General features: G+C 65.4%; 16 protein-coding genes. 8 read left to right on the top strand and 8 right to left on the bottom strand.

Annotation, left to right across the window (positions count from 1 at the left end; translation table 11 throughout):
- Nucleotide 1: 1 nt before the first annotated feature.
- Together JI743_RS05890 and rimO are read right to left on the bottom strand one after the other, a co-directional pair.
- Complete coding sequence (locus tag JI743_RS05890) at nt 2–1,486, bottom strand: DUF4403 family protein (protein WP_201926829.1); 1,485 nt, start codon at nt 1,484–1,486, stop codon at nt 2–4.
- Nucleotides 1,487–1,540: 54 nt separating this feature from the next.
- Nucleotides 1,541–2,914, bottom strand: coding sequence for a 30S ribosomal protein S12 methylthiotransferase RimO (rimO, locus tag JI743_RS05885; protein WP_201926827.1), 1,374 nt, complete (start codon nt 2,912–2,914; stop codon nt 1,541–1,543).
- Between the two features lie 87 nt (nt 2,915–3,001).
- On the opposite strand from rimO, the gene JI743_RS05880 reads away from it, so the two are divergent.
- Nucleotides 3,002–3,403 carry a DUF1761 domain-containing protein gene (locus tag JI743_RS05880; protein WP_201926825.1) on the top strand — a complete coding sequence of 134 codons (402 nt, stop codon included), beginning with the start codon at nt 3,002–3,004 and terminating at the stop codon, nt 3,401–3,403.
- 51 nt (nt 3,404–3,454) lie between these two features.
- Here the strand turns inward: JI743_RS05880 and JI743_RS05875 are convergent, their stop codons facing one another.
- The 4 genes from JI743_RS05875 to JI743_RS05860 form a co-directional block, all read right to left on the bottom strand.
- The gene (locus tag JI743_RS05875) at nt 3,455–4,495 is read right to left on the bottom strand and encodes a potassium channel family protein (RefSeq protein WP_201926823.1); all 1,041 of its coding nucleotides are present in this window, start codon (nt 4,493–4,495) and stop codon (nt 3,455–3,457) included.
- A 41-nt stretch (nt 4,496–4,536) separates the two neighbouring features.
- The gene (gene surE / locus JI743_RS05870; protein ID WP_201926821.1) at nt 4,537–5,325 is read right to left on the bottom strand and encodes a 5'/3'-nucleotidase SurE; all 789 of its coding nucleotides are present in this window, start codon (nt 5,323–5,325) and stop codon (nt 4,537–4,539) included.
- Nucleotides 5,326–5,421: 96 nt separating this feature from the next.
- Entirely contained in the window at nt 5,422–6,702 is a 1,281-nt protein-coding gene (serS, locus tag JI743_RS05865; protein ID WP_201926819.1) for a serine--tRNA ligase, read from the bottom strand.
- Nucleotides 6,703–6,750: 48 nt separating this feature from the next.
- Nucleotides 6,751–6,969 (bottom strand): hypothetical protein, encoded by a 219-nt coding sequence (locus JI743_RS05860; protein ID WP_201926817.1) that lies wholly within the window; start codon nt 6,967–6,969, stop codon nt 6,751–6,753.
- A gap of 263 nt (nt 6,970–7,232) precedes the next feature.
- Here JI743_RS05860 and JI743_RS05855 point away from each other — a divergent pair, with 263 nt between their 5' ends.
- From JI743_RS05855 to JI743_RS05845, 3 genes are all read left to right on the top strand, one after another.
- On the top strand, nt 7,233–8,054 hold the full coding sequence (locus tag JI743_RS05855) for a hypothetical protein (RefSeq protein WP_201926815.1): 822 nt from the start codon (nt 7,233–7,235) through the stop codon (nt 8,052–8,054).
- A 696-nt stretch (nt 8,055–8,750) separates the two neighbouring features.
- Entirely contained in the window at nt 8,751–9,212 is a 462-nt protein-coding gene (gene dksA / locus JI743_RS05850) for an RNA polymerase-binding protein DksA (protein ID WP_201926813.1), read from the top strand.
- Nucleotides 9,213–9,315: 103 nt separating this feature from the next.
- The gene (locus JI743_RS05845) at nt 9,316–9,687 is read left to right on the top strand and encodes a PilZ domain-containing protein (RefSeq protein WP_227339922.1); all 372 of its coding nucleotides are present in this window, start codon (nt 9,316–9,318) and stop codon (nt 9,685–9,687) included.
- A 64-nt stretch (nt 9,688–9,751) separates the two neighbouring features.
- Here JI743_RS05845 and JI743_RS05840 read toward each other — a convergent pair whose 3' ends face one another.
- Nucleotides 9,752–9,910, bottom strand: coding sequence for a DUF465 domain-containing protein (locus JI743_RS05840; RefSeq protein ID WP_201926809.1), 159 nt, complete (start codon nt 9,908–9,910; stop codon nt 9,752–9,754).
- Between the two features lie 125 nt (nt 9,911–10,035).
- On the opposite strand from JI743_RS05840, the gene JI743_RS05835 reads away from it, so the two are divergent.
- Both JI743_RS05835 and JI743_RS05830 read left to right on the top strand, forming a co-directional pair.
- The gene (locus JI743_RS05835) at nt 10,036–10,233 is read left to right on the top strand and encodes a YdcH family protein (protein ID WP_201926807.1); all 198 of its coding nucleotides are present in this window, start codon (nt 10,036–10,038) and stop codon (nt 10,231–10,233) included.
- Between the two features lie 96 nt (nt 10,234–10,329).
- Nucleotides 10,330–10,797 (top strand): DUF1465 family protein, encoded by a 468-nt coding sequence (locus JI743_RS05830; RefSeq protein WP_227339921.1) that lies wholly within the window; start codon nt 10,330–10,332, stop codon nt 10,795–10,797.
- Nucleotides 10,798–10,856: 59 nt separating this feature from the next.
- Here the strand turns inward: JI743_RS05830 and JI743_RS05825 are convergent, their stop codons facing one another.
- Nucleotides 10,857–11,936: a DUF2332 domain-containing protein gene (locus tag JI743_RS05825; protein ID WP_201926805.1), complete on the bottom strand. Its 1,080-nt coding sequence runs from the start codon at nt 11,934–11,936 to the stop codon at nt 10,857–10,859.
- Nucleotides 11,937–11,974: 38 nt separating this feature from the next.
- On the opposite strand from JI743_RS05825, the gene hisG reads away from it, so the two are divergent.
- Together hisG and hisD are read left to right on the top strand one after the other, a co-directional pair.
- A complete protein-coding gene (gene hisG, locus JI743_RS05820; protein ID WP_201926803.1) occupies nt 11,975–12,637 on the top strand; it encodes an ATP phosphoribosyltransferase in 663 nt (220 codons plus the stop codon).
- Nucleotides 12,624–13,928 carry a histidinol dehydrogenase gene (hisD, locus tag JI743_RS05815; protein ID WP_201926801.1) on the top strand — a complete coding sequence of 435 codons (1,305 nt, stop codon included), beginning with the start codon at nt 12,624–12,626 and terminating at the stop codon, nt 13,926–13,928. The genes hisG and hisD overlap by 14 nt, the downstream gene beginning before the upstream one ends.
- Nucleotides 13,929–13,990 lie beyond the last annotated feature (62 nt).

Genomic DNA, 13,990 nt, shown 5'->3' with positions numbered 1-13,990 from the left:
GTCAGCGGCGCGGGCGGTAATCGACCGTCGCGCCGCCGGTCATCCGCACCGGCATATACAGGCCGTTGCCATAGGCGCGGATCGTGCCCGTTTCAAAGCCGTCGATGCGCGTCCGGATGACGAAGGCGCCCTCCTGCCGTTCGTCGACCGCGCGCCGGATCTTGGTTTCGAGTTCGGCGACGTCGCGCGTGAAATTCTGGCTCAGCGCTTCGGCGATCAGCGGCGCGAATTCCTCGTTGCGGCCGAGCAGGATCAACAGGTCGCCGCCGATTCCGTCGCTGTCGCCGTTGACGACCAGATCGGTGAACTGCACCTTTGCCGATCCGGCTTCGGTCACCGGCACGGCGGTCATCCAGATACGGCCGCGGGTCGGGTCGCCCGAACGGATTTGCAGGCGCGCGTCGACATCGACGCCGACCGCGATGCGGCCGCCGGGCGCGCCATAGATGGTCGACTTGCCGAATTTGACGTCCATCGGACCAAGTTTCGGCAGATCGAACGGGCGCTGCGCGCGCTTGGCGAGCGCGCGGTCGACGACCGGCTGAAGCTGCGCATAAGCGGCGATGACGGGCACGCGAATGTCGAGCTGCGGCTTGGGAACGCCGTTGTCGAGCGCGGGAAGCGGCACGGGTACGGGGTCGGCCGGGCGCTTCGCGACAAAGGTTTCGGTGACGGCCTCTACGCCGAGGTCGAGTCGGATGCGCCGACCGTCGATACGATAGCCGCCGTAAAGGATGCGCTTCGGCGTGACGCGCATCCACACGGGCGGATTTTCACGGTTGAGCGACAGGGTGGTGAAACTCTGCCGCCAGATGTCGGCGGCCTGCGTGCGCATGTCGATCTTCGCGATTTCGCGGTTTACCTCGCGCTCGACGTTGCGCACCACCGGCCTCAGCTTTGCGTCGGCCTCTTCGGTGAAGGTGATGCGATGACCAAGGAAGTCGATGCCGGGCGCTTTGGTCCAGCCATAGGTGATGCGCGCGGTACCGCGCGTTCGCCAGTCGGACAGCAGTTCGACACGGATGCGGGCGTGGGCCAGCGCCGAGCCGTTGGCGGTTTCCTCCTTCAGGATGCCGCCGACGTCGCGCGCGCTGATCCGCGCGTTGAGCGGAACGTCGACGACGATCTCGTCACCCTCGCCGCGCAGGCGCAGCGCGCCGCGCGTGACGCGCCCGACAATCGTGCAGGCGATCGGCGGCGTCACGTCGATCCGGCGCCCCAGCACCTTGACCTCTTGCGGCGGCACGCAGCGCGGTTCGCGCCGATTGATCGTCCACAAGGTGCGCGGGACAGCGCGTTCGAGCGCGCGTTTGAGCGCCGCCGTATCGGCGTTGATCGGAACGGCAATCGTCGATAACTGGCTGGGGGAGGGAGCGATGTCGGTCGCGCGCGGCGGTGGTTCCGCGCCGCCCTTGGCCGGATCGCAGCCCGCGAGGACTGCCATCGTCAGCAGCGCCGGGCCCATCGTCCTGATCGCGTGCGTCATTCGCTCCCCGATTCATGCCGTCGATAGCATCAATCGGGGTGCTGTGCCTATTCGTCAGCGGTCGATGACGACCCCGAACAGGTCGTGTTCGTCGGCGTCCTCGACCGTCACATCGACGATGTCGCCCGCCTGCAGCGATTCGGCAACGTCGCGCAGATAGACATGGCCGTCGATTTCGGGCGCGTCCGCCTGGCTGCGCCCGGTCGCGCCGAAGCTGCCCTCTTCATCCGCCTCGCCGACCTCGTCGATGATCACAGGCAGTGTGCGGCCGACCTTGGCGGCGAGCTTGGCGGCGCTGATCGCGGCAGTCTTTGCCATGATGCGCTGGAAGCGCTCTTCCTTCACCTCTTCGGGCACCGGATCGGGCAGGGCGTTCGCCTGCGCGCCCGCGACGGGTTCGAAGCGGAAGGCGCCGACGCGGTCAAGTTGGGCTTCGTCGAGCCAGTCGAGGAGATATTGGAAATCCTCTTCGGTCTCGCCCGGAAAACCGACGACGAAGCTTGATCGGATCGCGATGTCGGGGGCGATCGCGCGCCAGTTCTTCAGCCGTTCGAGCACCTTCGCTTCGTTCGCGGGGCGCTTCATGCGCTTGAGGACGCTGGGGCTCGCGTGCTGGAAGGGGATGTCGAGGTAGGGCGTCAGCAGTCCCTCGGCCATCAGCGGGATGACCGCATCGACATGCGGATAGGGATAGACATAGTGGAGGCGCACCCAGGGCGCGCGGCCTTCGCTGGTCTGGAGCTGCCCCAGTTCGCGCGCGAGGTCGGTCATGTGGGCGCGGACTTCGCGGCCGTGCCACTGGCGCGGGTCATGGCGGATATCGACGCCATAAGCCGAGGTGTCCTGGCTGATGACGAGCAATTCCTTCGTGCCCGCCGCAACGAGCTTTTCGGCCTCGCGCAGCACCGCGTCGATGCGACGGCTGACGAGTTTGCCGCGCAGGTCGGGGATGATGCAGAAGGCGCAGCTGTGGTTGCAGCCCTCCGAAATCTTGAGATAGCTGTAATGGCGCGGCGTGAGCTTGAGCCCGCCTTCGGGGACGAGATCGACGAAAGGTCCTTGCGTCGGCGGCGCTGCGTCGTGGACGGCATCGACCACCTGCTCATATTGATGTGCGCCGGTGACGGCGAGCACGTTCGGGAAGCGCGCGCGGATCGCCTCCGCCTCATTGCCCATGCAGCCGGTGACGATGACGCGGCCGTTCTCGGCCATCGCCTCGCCGATCGCCTCGAGGCTTTCCTCCTTCGCCGAATCGAGGAAGCCGCAGGTGTTGACGAGCACCACGTCGGCGCCCGCATAGTCGGGCGAGAGGCCATAGCCGTCGGCGCGGAGCTTGGTCAGAATCCGTTCGCTATCGACGAGCGCCTTGGGGCAGCCGAGCGACACCATGCCGACTTTCGGCTGGGCAGGGAGGGTCTTGGTTGTCATGATCGGGCGCGCCCATAGCCCAAATTCCCCGGCTTGTCACGCGCGCGCCGCGGGCGCATGGTGGCGGGGGACGAGGGGAGAAAAATCATGGCCAATATGAGCTGGATCGCAATCATCGTCGCTGCGGCGGCGGGGTTTTTCGTCGGGGGGCTGTGGTACGGCCCGCTGTTCGGCAAGGCATGGATGAAGGAGCGCGGCTTTACCGAAGAGGAGTTGAAGGAAGGCAATATGGCGCTGATTTACGGCACCACCTTCCTGCTGAGCATTGTTTCGGCCATTTTCCTTGGCCATCTGCTCGCGCATTTCGGCGAGATGAGCATGCGATCGACGATGATGATCGCGATAGGCGTCGCGATCGGCTTCGTCGTGCCGGCGATCGGTACCAACTATCTGTTCAGCCGCGCGACGTTCAAATTGTTCGCGATCGACGCCGGATACTGGACCGTCTTCTACGCCGCGATGGGACTCGTGTTCGCCTTTTTGGGGTAAGGCTGGCAGGCGCAGTCTGCCTTAGGGTCATGGCCCTAGTCGCGTCGCCCCCTATTCGGGATCGCAGCGGATGACTTCGACGATGAGGTCGCCGCTCTGCAGCGACTGCGCCTCCGGCTCCCAGAAGCCATAGGGGTGGCCGCCGCGATAGACGCGCAGGCCGCGCCCGCCCGTCGCCAGCTGGTCGATGCTCCGGCCGACTTCCTCGGGGTGCACGGCGCGCTCGTTCAGTTGCACCTTGCCGGTGACCGAGGCGAGATCGGCCATATATTCGGCGACGTGCACGCCTTGCGCCGATCCCGCGAGCAATAGCCCGGTAAAAGCGACAGGATTGATCACATTGTTCGCCCCCGCCTGCCGGGCGAGCAGTTCATTGTCCTTGGCGCGGATGACGACACTGATCGGCACGTCAGGGGCAAGGTGGCGAACGGTAAGCACGATGAGGATCGAACTGTCGTCACGTCCCGCCGACACGAGCACGGTCTGCGCGTTCGCGATGCGCACGTCGAGCAGCGTTTCGTCGTTCGAGGCGTCGCCCTCCAGCACATTGCAGCCCAGATCTTCCGCCGCCGCGATGCGGGCAGGATTGCCGTCGATCACGACAATGCACGCCGGGTCGGTGTCGCGCGCGATCAGTTCCTTGACTGCTTCGGACCCGCTGATGCCGAAACCGAGGACGACGATATGGTTGGTGAGTTCTGCCTGGATGCGGGCCATGCGCCATTTTTCCCATGTGCGTTTGATGACGAAGCTATAGGCGGTGCCGACGAAAATGAAGAGCACCGCGATGCGGATCGGCGTGACGATGACCGATTCGATCAACCGCGAGCGGTCGGAGATCGGCGCGATGTCGCCGAACCCCGTCGTCGTGACCGAGATCATCGTGAAATAGACGACGTCGAGAAAGCTGACATGGCCGTCATAATGGTCGATCAGCCCGCCGCGATCGAGCCAGTGGACGAGGATGACGACGCCGATCAGCGCAAAGGCGAGGCCGAGGCGTGCGGTGACGTCGGCCCACACCGGCCATTTGCTCGCGCGGCGTAGCGGTTGAAAGCGATGCAGCCGCGGTTCGGGGCGTTTCTTTGCCATGCGCCGCTATCTTGGCGGCATTTTTCGCGGCCGGTCAACGGCTATGACGGCACTGCGTTTCCCGTCGATGCTTCATAGGCGCTGCGCAGCGCGGCCATCGACGCGTCGTGCGTCAGGTCGAGCTGCAGCGGCGTCACCGAAATGAAACCGTCGTCGATGGCTTCCAGATCGCTGTCGTGCGCGAGCGAATGTTCGATGCCGTGGAGGCCGAACCAATAATAGGGATAGCCGCGCGGGTCGGTGCCTTCGACGATCGAGCCGCGGCCATAGTCGTGAAATCCTTGCCGCGTCGCGCGGACGCCGCGCACCTCGCCTGCGGGGATCGCGGGGAAGTTGATATTGATCAGCGTGCGCGGCGCCATCGTCATTTCGAGCAGCGGCGCGAGCACCTTGGCGCCCCAGGATTCGGCGGCGTCGAAGGGGACGGTGTCGCCCATGCCTTCGCGTGCATAGACCTGACTCAAGGCAATCGCCGGGATGCCCGCAAGCGCCCCCTCGATCGCCGCTGACACGGTGCCCGAATAGGTGATGTCGTCGCCAAGGTTTGCGCCGCGATTGACGCCCGACAGGATGAGGTCGGGGCGTTCGGGCATCAGCTTGCCGATCGCCATCATCACCGAGTCGGTCGGCGTTCCGCTGCACGACCAGCGCCGCTCGGCATGCTGGCGGATACGCACGGGGCGCGACAAAGTGAGCGAATGGCCCGCGCCCGACTGTTCCTCTGACGGCGCGCAGACCCAGATGTCGTCGGACAGCTGGCGCGCGATGGTTTCGAGCACCGCCATGCCGGGGGCGTGATAGCCGTCGTCGTTGGTGAGGAGGATGCGCATTTTTATTCTTTCACTTCTTCGTCACCCCGGACTTGATCCGGGGTCCACGACATCGCCGCTGAATGGACCCCGGATCAAGTCCGGGGCGACGATGATTTAACTGTTGGGCGTAAGTTTCGTGATCCCGCCCATATAAGGGTGGAGCGCTGCGGGAATATCGACGCTGCCGTCGGCCTGCTGGTAATTTTCGAGGATCGCGACGAGCGTGCGCCCCACCGCGAGGCCCGAGCCGTTGAGCGTGTGGACGAACTCATTGCCCTTCACGCCCTCGCGGCGAAAGCGCGTGTTCATGCGGCGCGCCTGGAAATCGCCGCAGTTCGAACAGCTCGAAATTTCGCGGTATGCGCCCTGGCCGGGGAGCCAGACCTCTAGGTCATAGGTCTTGCGCGCGGCAAAGCCCATGTCGCCCGCGCACAGCAGCATCTTGCGATAGGGAAGCTCAAGCGCCTCTAGGATGCTTTCCGCGGCGCGCGTCTTGCGTTCGAGTTCGGCGTCCGAATCCTCGGGACGGGTGATCGAGACGAGTTCGACCTTCCAGAACTGGTGCTGGCGAATATAGCCGCGCGTGTCGCGTCCCGCCGATCCCGCTTCGGAGCGGAAGCAGGGCGTCAGCGCGGTCATGCGGATCGGCAGGTCGGCCTCGCTCAATATTTCCTCGCGCACCGCATTGGTGAGGCTCATCTCGGAGGTCGATATGAGCCAGCGGCCGTCGGTCGTCTGGAACAGGTCTTCGCGAAACTTCGGCAACTGCGTGGTGCCGAACGCCGCTTCGTCGCGGACCATCAGCGGGGTCGCGCATTCGCTATAGCCCGGTTCGCCCGTCTGCATGTCGAGCATGAACTGGCCGAGCGCGCGTTCGAGCCGCGCCATCGGTCCTTTGAGGAAGGCGAAGCGCGCGCCCGACATCTTTGCCGCCGTCTCGAAATCGAGCCCGAGTGCCGGAGCGAAGTCGGCATGTTCCTGCGGCGTGAAGTCGAAACTGCGTGGTGTGCCCCAGCGTGCGATCTCGACATTGCCATCCTCATCCGCCCCCTCCGGCACGTCGTCGGCGGGAAGATTGGGGAGTGCCGCCATCAGTTCCTGAAGCGCGGCCATCCGTTCGCGTTCGGCCTGTTCCTGCGCGGGCAGCGATTCCTTGAGCGCGGCAACTTCGGCCTTGAGCGCCTCGGCCGTCTCCTTTTCGCCCTTGGCCATCGCCTGCCCGATCGCCTTCGACGCTTCATTGCGGCGCGCGAGAGCAGCCTGCATGTCGGTCTGGAGCGCGCGCAGCTCGGCGTCGAGCGTGAGGATTTCGGCCGAATGCGGCGCGACGCCGCGGCGCGCGAGGCCAGCGTCAAATGCGGCGGGATTGTCCCGGATCAGGCGGATATCGTGCATGGCCGCGCTATGGCGTTGCCGCGCGCGCCGCGCAACCCCGTGTGTCGTTCAGCGCTTGGGCCGCGTCCAGCCCTTGTTCGCCATGCAGGTGTCGATCGCGAACCGCCGTTCCTCACGCCCGCCAAGCGCGGAGGTCCGGCCTTGACAGTCGGCATAGGCCTGATCGAACGGTTCGGCGCCCGTGCCGGTCCAGCCGCTCTCGGTCGTCGCGCAGGCGGCGAGCAGGAGGAGCAGGGTAGGCGAAGCGACGCCAAGCGATCTGGGCATGAAATTCCTCCCGACGGTGCGCGTTGCTGCCTATCGCGAGCCACGCACCGCGGCAATCCTGGCCGAAGAAAAAGGGGCCACCGCAAGCGATGGCCCCAGTCCGGTGGTCTGGGTTTCCCCCCCACACCCCCAGTGGATTTCGTCAGGCTGCGTCCGACTTCCGCCCTTCGCGATTCGCGACGTGGCGGCGAGCAACGAGCGCGGCTGCTGCTGCGCCGAATAATAGCATCATCGGCGGTGCCGGAACAGGGGTCGGCGGCGGATTGCCGCTGCTGCCGCCGGAGCTCGAAGAGGACGACGAACTCGACGATGAGGAACTGCTCGATGACGAAGAACTGGTGCTGCTGCTCGAGCCGAAGCTGCTGGTGCTGCTCGTCGCGCCCGATGACGTTGCACCGCTGCTCGTCGATGAACTGCCCGACGAGGAAGAGGAGCTTGATGAGGAGGAACTGCTCGACCCACCCGAGCTTGTCGAACCACCGCGCGACGATCCGCCCCAGCTCGAACTGCCGTGCGACGACCCGCCCTTCGACGAACTGCCGCCCGACGAGGAGGAACTCGACGACGAGGAGGACGAAGACGAAGAACTCGACGACGAACTGCTGCTGGACGAAGAGGTGCTCACGCCGCCGGTCGAGGTGCTGACGCTACCAGTCGACGTGCTCACGCCGCCGGTCGAAGTCGACACGCTTCCGGTCGAGGTGGAAACCCCGCTCGACGTGCTGACGCCGCCCGTCGAGGTCGACACGCCGCCGGTGGAGGTGGTCGTGCTGACCCCGCCGGTCGACGAGGTTGTGCTGACGCCCCCCGTCGACGTCGATACGCCGCCCGTGGACGAGGTCGTGCTGACGCCGCCCGTCGATGTCGAAACGCCGCCCGAGGTGCTGCTGCTCGTCGTGCTGAGGCCGCCGGTCGTCGTCGACGTCACGACAATGCTGCCGCTGCTGCCACCCGAGCTGCCGCCGAAGAATCCGCCGAAGAAACCGCCGCCGAACCCGCCGCCGAACCCGCCGCCGATGACGGTCAGGCCGCTGCCGCTGCTGCCGCCGCCTTCCCAGCTGCCGCGCGGCGGGAAGGGCGCATAGGGAATCGGGGGTAGCGGAACCGTCTGCGTCACGACGCGCGTCTGCGGCGTCTCGGTGCGAATCACGCGCTTGGTCGTGACGACGCGGCGCACACGCTTGACCGGCTTACGCGCGGCGTGGCGCTTGCGGACGACCTTTTTCGTCGTGCAGCAGGATTGCGCCTGGGCCTGCGCCGACGGCACATCCGAAATCTGCATCGCACCGCCGCCGATAATGGCACCGCCGCAGGTGCAGGCGCAAAGCTTGGCGAGGGCCATACGGACTGACATAGGCGTGACTTTCTTTCCCGTTGGCGGGTCGCTGGCACTGCCGGCAGACCCCGATAGTTTGTCGCTAGCGCCAATTGGCCAACGCTTTGTTGATACGGCAATCGCGTTAACCGCATTTAGGTGTTCGACAGCGGGAATTCGGACGCAGAATCAACCCCGGCAACCTCAACTGTCCCAAAACAGTACGAAAAACGCACTGTTAACAAGGGTCGTGTTAACAAAATCGCGAAAATATTAAGCGCGCCGGAATGTCCGGCCTGCGTAGCGACGTCGGAGTCTTCGGCTGGTTCAGCTTTGCTTCACCCCTTTCTCCCTACTTCATTTTTTCGGCGCTTGTATCGCATCGGGCGGGTGGTTATAGGCGCGGCGCAACCTTGGTTCGCCAAGCTCGGCGGCAAGGCGACAGGAAAGGACTTGGAAGCCCACCATGCCGACCAAGATTGCCGATGTTGGCGCCGATGCGCTTCTAGTAGCCAAATCCAAACTCGACTCTGATTATACGCCGAGCGAAGACGAAGAGTTCATGAACGAGCGGCAGCAGGAATATTTCCGCGGCCTGCTTATCGCCTGGAAAAAGTCGATTCTCTCCGAAGCCGAATCGACGCTCGCGCATCTGCAGGACGGGCCGCTGCGCGAACCCGACCTCGCCGACCGCGCGTCGAGCGAAACCGATTGGGCGATCGAACTCAGGACCCGCGATCGCCAGCGCAAGCTGATCGCCAAGATCGACTCGGCGATCCGTCGCATCGACGAAGGCGAATATGGCTATTGCGCCGTCACCGGCGAACCGATTTCGCTCGCGCGGCTTCAGGCGCGTCCGATCGCGACGATGACGCTTGAGGCGCAGGAGCGGCACGAGCGCAACGAACGGATTTCGCGCGAGGATTGACCCGCGACGGGACACAAGCTCCCCGGTTTAACCTTTCGGAAACAGCCGCGACTTAAATTCGCGCCCCACAACAAAAGAGGGTCGGGCGCAGATGGAATCGCGGGTGCCGCAAACTTTGGACGAAGAAGTGGCGGCGCTGTCGCGCGGCGCCGATCGTGACAGCCTGTTCATGCAGGCCGAACTGATTCTGCCCGGGCAAACCAAGACTGCAACGGTGCGCGTGCGAAACCTCTCCGCCGGCGGGATGCTCGCCGAAGCGCCATTACGCATTGCACAAGGCACGACGGTCGAGGTCGATCTGCGCAACATCGGCGCGGTGCCGGGGCACATTGTTTGGGTCGGCGACGGCAAGTTCGGCATCGCCTTTGAATATCAGGTCAACCCGCAGGCGGTGCGCCGCCAGATTGCGCGGACACCGGAAGTGCCGGCGCATATTTCGGTGCTGAACCGGGGACCCTTTCACCGTCGCAGATGAAGCCACCGTCGGCGCTGAAGGGCTTCGGAACAAAGCCCGTCAGCCGACGGCAGCGTTGCTCGCGCTAAACGCTGGCGAGCATCTCTTCCTTTATCTTGAGTTTCTGCTTTTTCAGCTGCGCCAGCATGGCCGCATCGGGGCAAGGTCGGCGCTCTTCATTCGCAATTTTCGCGTCGAGGTCCGCGTGGCGGGACTTCAGGGCGGAAAGGTGCGACTCGCTCATTGGCCATTCTCCTTTTCGACTCGGGTAGGCACGGCTGAGTAAATCATGAATTGCGCCCGATGTCGTGACGATTCGGTCAGTCGGTGCCCGTTGCGGACGGACCGCGATTCTGGCAGGAAGATCGAGTGAATCCCGAAGAGATTGTCCAGCGCCTCGAATTGCTCAAGATCGAGCACCGCGACCTCGACGCCGCGATTTTCGCGCTGTCGGAAGGGGCGGTCCCCGATCAACTCCAGATCGCTCGGATGAAAAAGCGCAAGCTCAAGCTGCGCGACGAAATAGCGTGGTGCGAGGACCAGCTGCTCCCCGACATCATCGCCTGAGCGCGAAAGGCGCGAGCAATATCGTGTCGACGCGTTAACCGACAAAATTGGTTACCGCCATTGCCCCCCGCGGTCGCCTCGTGGCATCGGATGCGCATGACCGGTGGACCTACCTCGGACTCGATAGCAGGACGGCCGCTGCACCGCGTGCAGGTCGAAAATCTCTATGTCGAGGCAATGCTGCTCGCCGACGAAGCGCATGCGACATTCGCGGCCGAGCGTGACCTTGGCACGTCGCGGGGCGACAGCCTGCTCCGCATCAACCTGGCCTGCGAATCGCTCAAGACCACGACGCGGCTGATGCACGTTATCGCCTGGCTGCTCCACCGCCGCGCGATGCTCGCAGGCGATCTCGGCGCCCGCGCCGACGACAGTGCTGCGCGGATCGGCGAACCCGTGGCCGCCGACTGGACCCTTTGCGAAAGTTTCGACGAACCCGTGCGCCGCATAATCGCGGCAAGCGAGCGCTTGTTCGACCGTGTCGCGGCGCTCGAAGCGGGATGGGATGCGCCAGCGGTGGCGCCGGTGCAGGCGATGCTGGCGCGGCTGCACGCGCAGCTCTGAAGCGAGCGACAATCGGCTATCCCCTCAGAACCACCTCGACACGACCTTCGCCTGCCCCCTTAGACCAGCCATTCGATCCACGCGCCATGGGCGTGCGCGCGCGCGAGCATCCTGGGTTCGCCATCGCCGGGCCAGTGGCGTACGACCAGTTCATGGTGGTGGACGGTACGGTTCGCTTCGAGCGCGATCCATGCGAGCGGCCGCTCGCGAGTGGCGCGCGCGGCCGCGGCCTTCATCGCCGCGGTAACACGCGCTTGCTGGTCGGCGGGGACATATTGCCAGACGATCGAGTGCATCAGCACGCGTGTCCGGCCCTCGGTTTGCGGGCGCGCGAGTTCGGCTTCGACGAAATCGGCGGCGTTGGCGCGGACGAGATTCGGCTGGTCGCGATAGGCTGCGGCGATGGCCGCCTCCATCCGCTCGAACCGCACATGATGCTCGGGCCAGATATAGGCCTTGAGCCGCAGCGCCTGTTCGGGATCGGTGAGATCGACCGGTCCGACGTCGCAACCCTTCAGCTCGGCAAAACCGATGCCGTGCTGCGGCGGATGGCGACCGCGCCATTCGGGGGTAAACGCCATGACGCCCGGATGCGGCCCCACCTGCACGCCGCCGAGGTCGTAATGATAGCGGTCGAGCATCAGGTTGATCCCCGCGCTCGACCCGATCTCGATACAGTCGAACAGCGGCGGCAATCCCTGATCGGCGAGCCAGAGCATCGCGGCGATAAAGTTCGACGAGCGCCCCGCCTCGTTCGTTTGCGGCGGGCCATCGAGCCACGGCAGCAGGCTGGCTTCGTGATGCGCGACGACTGCGCCGACGATCGCGGCGTCGTTGATGTCCTCGGCATCGGCATAGATGGGTGCAAGATCGGGGGCGACGCCGCCGAGATGCAACGCGTGGAGTCCGCCGGCGGCGCGCAGCGGCAGGGCATCGGCGAGCGGGGCGCCCTCCCACGCCGCGATTCGCCGCGCAAATTCGGTTGCGGGCTTGTCGAGCAGGGTCGCGAGCGCCGCGACGATGCGCGCGGTAATCGGGGCGTCGTTGGCGCGGCAATAGGCGACCTGATTGGCAAAGGCGGCGCGGATGGCGGCGGGTCCCGCCTCGTTGAGTTCGACCGGCTGCATACGCTCGCTCATTGCCCTTTCTCCCGCTGCCGCTTATGTGCGCCTCGCTTATGCCCGAACCGATCATCTTTGCCATCCCGAAAGGACGCATCCTCGACGAGGCGCTGCCGCTGCTCGCGCGCGTCGGGATCGAGCCTGCGGCAGACTTCTTTGACAAGAAGAGCCGCGCGCTCGTGTTCGGCACCAACCAGCCGCATATTTCGCTGATCCGCGTGCGCGCGTTCGACGTCGCGACCTTCGTCGCGCATGGCGCGGCGCAGCTTGGCATCGTCGGGTCGGACGTCGTCGACGAATTCGCCTATTCGGAGCTCTACGCCCCCGTCGACCTCGGCATCGGCCATTGCCGCCTGTCGCTCGCGGGGCCGGAGGGCAGTGCGCCGCCGGGGATCGGCGAAAGCCACATCCGCGTTGCGACCAAATATCCGGCGACGACGCGCCGCTGGTTCGAGGCGCAGGGCATCCAGGCCGAGTGCATCAAACTGAACGGCGCGATGGAAATCGCGCCGAAGCTGGGGCTCGCCTCGCACATCGTCGATCTGGTTTCGACGGGGCGCACGCTCGTCGAAAACGCGCTGGCGGAGCAGGTCGTCATCAGCGAGGTTTCGGCGCGGCTGATCGTCAACCGCGCGGCGTTCAAGCTGCGCTCGGCGGAAGTGCCGGAACTGGTCGAAAAATTTCGCGCGGCAGCGGGGCAGGGCGATGCGGCGGCTTGACGCCTCCGATCCCGGTTTTGCGGCGGCGTTCGACGCGTTGGTACACGACCGGCGCGAGAGCGCGTCCGACGTGTCGGCCGACGTCGCGGCGATCATCGCGCGCGTGAAGGCGGAGGGCGACGCCGCGCTCGCCGACTATACCGCGCGTTTCGACCGTTTCGATCTCGATGCGAGCGGCTGGAGCATTTCGAAGGAGGAATGCGCCGCGGCCTATGAGGCGCTGGCGCCCGAGCTGCGCGTGGCGCTCGACCTCGCGGCGGAGCGTATTCGTGCCTATCATGCCGCGCAATTGCCCGAGGACCGCGACTATCGCGACGCGGTGGGCGCGCGGCTCGGTGCGCGCTGGCGTGGGGTCGATGCCGCAGGGGTCTATGTCCCGGGAGGGCGCGCCGCATACCCTTCTTCGGTGCTGATGAACGTCATTCCGGCGAAGGTCGCGGGGGTAGAGCGCATCGTGATGGTGACGCCGACACCCGATGGCTGGGCCAACCCGGTCGTGATGGCCGCCGCGCATATCGGCGGGGTCGACGAAATCTGGCGCGTTGGCGGCGCACACGCGGTCGCCGCGCTCGCCTATGGTACCGAGCGTATCGCGCCGGTCGATGTCGTCACGGGTCCGGGTAACGCCTGGGTCGCCGAGGCGAAGCGCCAGCTTTACGGTGTCGTCGGCATCGACATGGTCGCGGGGCCGAGCGAGATCGTCGTCGTCGCCGATTCCCGGAACGACCCGCATGTCATCGCTGCTGACCTGATGAGCCAGTCGGAGCACGACCCGACGAGCCAGTCGATCCTGTTCACCGATGACGCGGAATTCGCCGATGCCGTGGCCGCGGCGGTGGCAGACGTCATCCCGACGCTGTTGACCGCGGCGACGATGCAGGCGAGCTGGGCCGACAATGGCGCAGTGATCGTCGTGCCGACGCTTGGTGCTGCGATCCCGCTGTGCGACCGGCTCGCGCCCGAACATCTCGAACTCGCGGTCGATCCGGCCGAGGCCGAGGCGCTGTTCGCACAAGTCCGGCACGCGGGATCGGTCTTCCTCGGTCGCCAGACGCCCGAGGCGATCGGCGACTATGTCGCCGGCCCGAACCATGTCCTTCCCACCGGACGCCGCGCACGCTTTTCGAGCGGGCTTTCAGTCACCGACTTCATGAAGCGCACAAGCTTCCTTGCACTCGACGACGAAAGTCTCGTCGCTATCGGACCGGCGGCGGTCGCGCTCGCCGAGGCAGAAGGGCTGCCCGCGCACGCGCTTAGTGTTCGGAACAGATTGAACAAGACCAACCATTGAACCCCAATATTTGTCGTTCCGGCGAAGGACGGAATCTCATCATTGCGAAATGTCGCGCCGGC

Source organism: Sphingopyxis jiangsuensis (genome assembly GCF_016734905.1).
Lineage (GTDB): Bacteria > Pseudomonadota > Alphaproteobacteria > Sphingomonadales > Sphingomonadaceae > Sphingopyxis > Sphingopyxis jiangsuensis.
This window is presented reverse-complemented; position numbering and strand designations above follow the sequence as displayed.

Excerpts from the sequence above, each read along its gene's own strand:
- JI743_RS05890 (WP_201926829.1), bottom strand. The coding sequence starts at position 1,486 with ATGACGCACGCGATCAGGACGATGGGCCCGGCGCTGCTGACGATGGCA.
- rimO (WP_201926827.1), bottom strand. The coding sequence starts at position 2,914 with ATGACAACCAAGACCCTCCCTGCCCAGCCGAAAGTCGGCATGGTGTCG.
- JI743_RS05880 (WP_201926825.1), top strand. The coding sequence starts at position 3,002 with ATGGCCAATATGAGCTGGATCGCAATCATCGTCGCTGCGGCGGCGGGG.
- JI743_RS05875 (WP_201926823.1), bottom strand. The coding sequence starts at position 4,495 with ATGGCAAAGAAACGCCCCGAACCGCGGCTGCATCGCTTTCAACCGCTA.
- surE (WP_201926821.1), bottom strand. The coding sequence starts at position 5,325 with ATGCGCATCCTCCTCACCAACGACGACGGCTATCACGCCCCCGGCATG.
- serS (WP_201926819.1), bottom strand. The coding sequence starts at position 6,702 with ATGCACGATATCCGCCTGATCCGGGACAATCCCGCCGCATTTGACGCT.
- JI743_RS05860 (WP_201926817.1), bottom strand. The coding sequence starts at position 6,969 with ATGCCCAGATCGCTTGGCGTCGCTTCGCCTACCCTGCTCCTCCTGCTC.
- dksA (WP_201926813.1), top strand. The coding sequence starts at position 8,751 with ATGCCGACCAAGATTGCCGATGTTGGCGCCGATGCGCTTCTAGTAGCC.
- JI743_RS05840 (WP_201926809.1), bottom strand. The coding sequence starts at position 9,910 with ATGAGCGAGTCGCACCTTTCCGCCCTGAAGTCCCGCCACGCGGACCTC.
- JI743_RS05830 (WP_227339921.1), top strand. The coding sequence starts at position 10,330 with ATGACCGGTGGACCTACCTCGGACTCGATAGCAGGACGGCCGCTGCAC.
- JI743_RS05825 (WP_201926805.1), bottom strand. The coding sequence starts at position 11,936 with ATGAGCGAGCGTATGCAGCCGGTCGAACTCAACGAGGCGGGACCCGCC.
- hisG (WP_201926803.1), top strand. The coding sequence starts at position 11,975 with ATGCCCGAACCGATCATCTTTGCCATCCCGAAAGGACGCATCCTCGAC.
- hisD (WP_201926801.1), top strand. The coding sequence starts at position 12,624 with ATGCGGCGGCTTGACGCCTCCGATCCCGGTTTTGCGGCGGCGTTCGAC.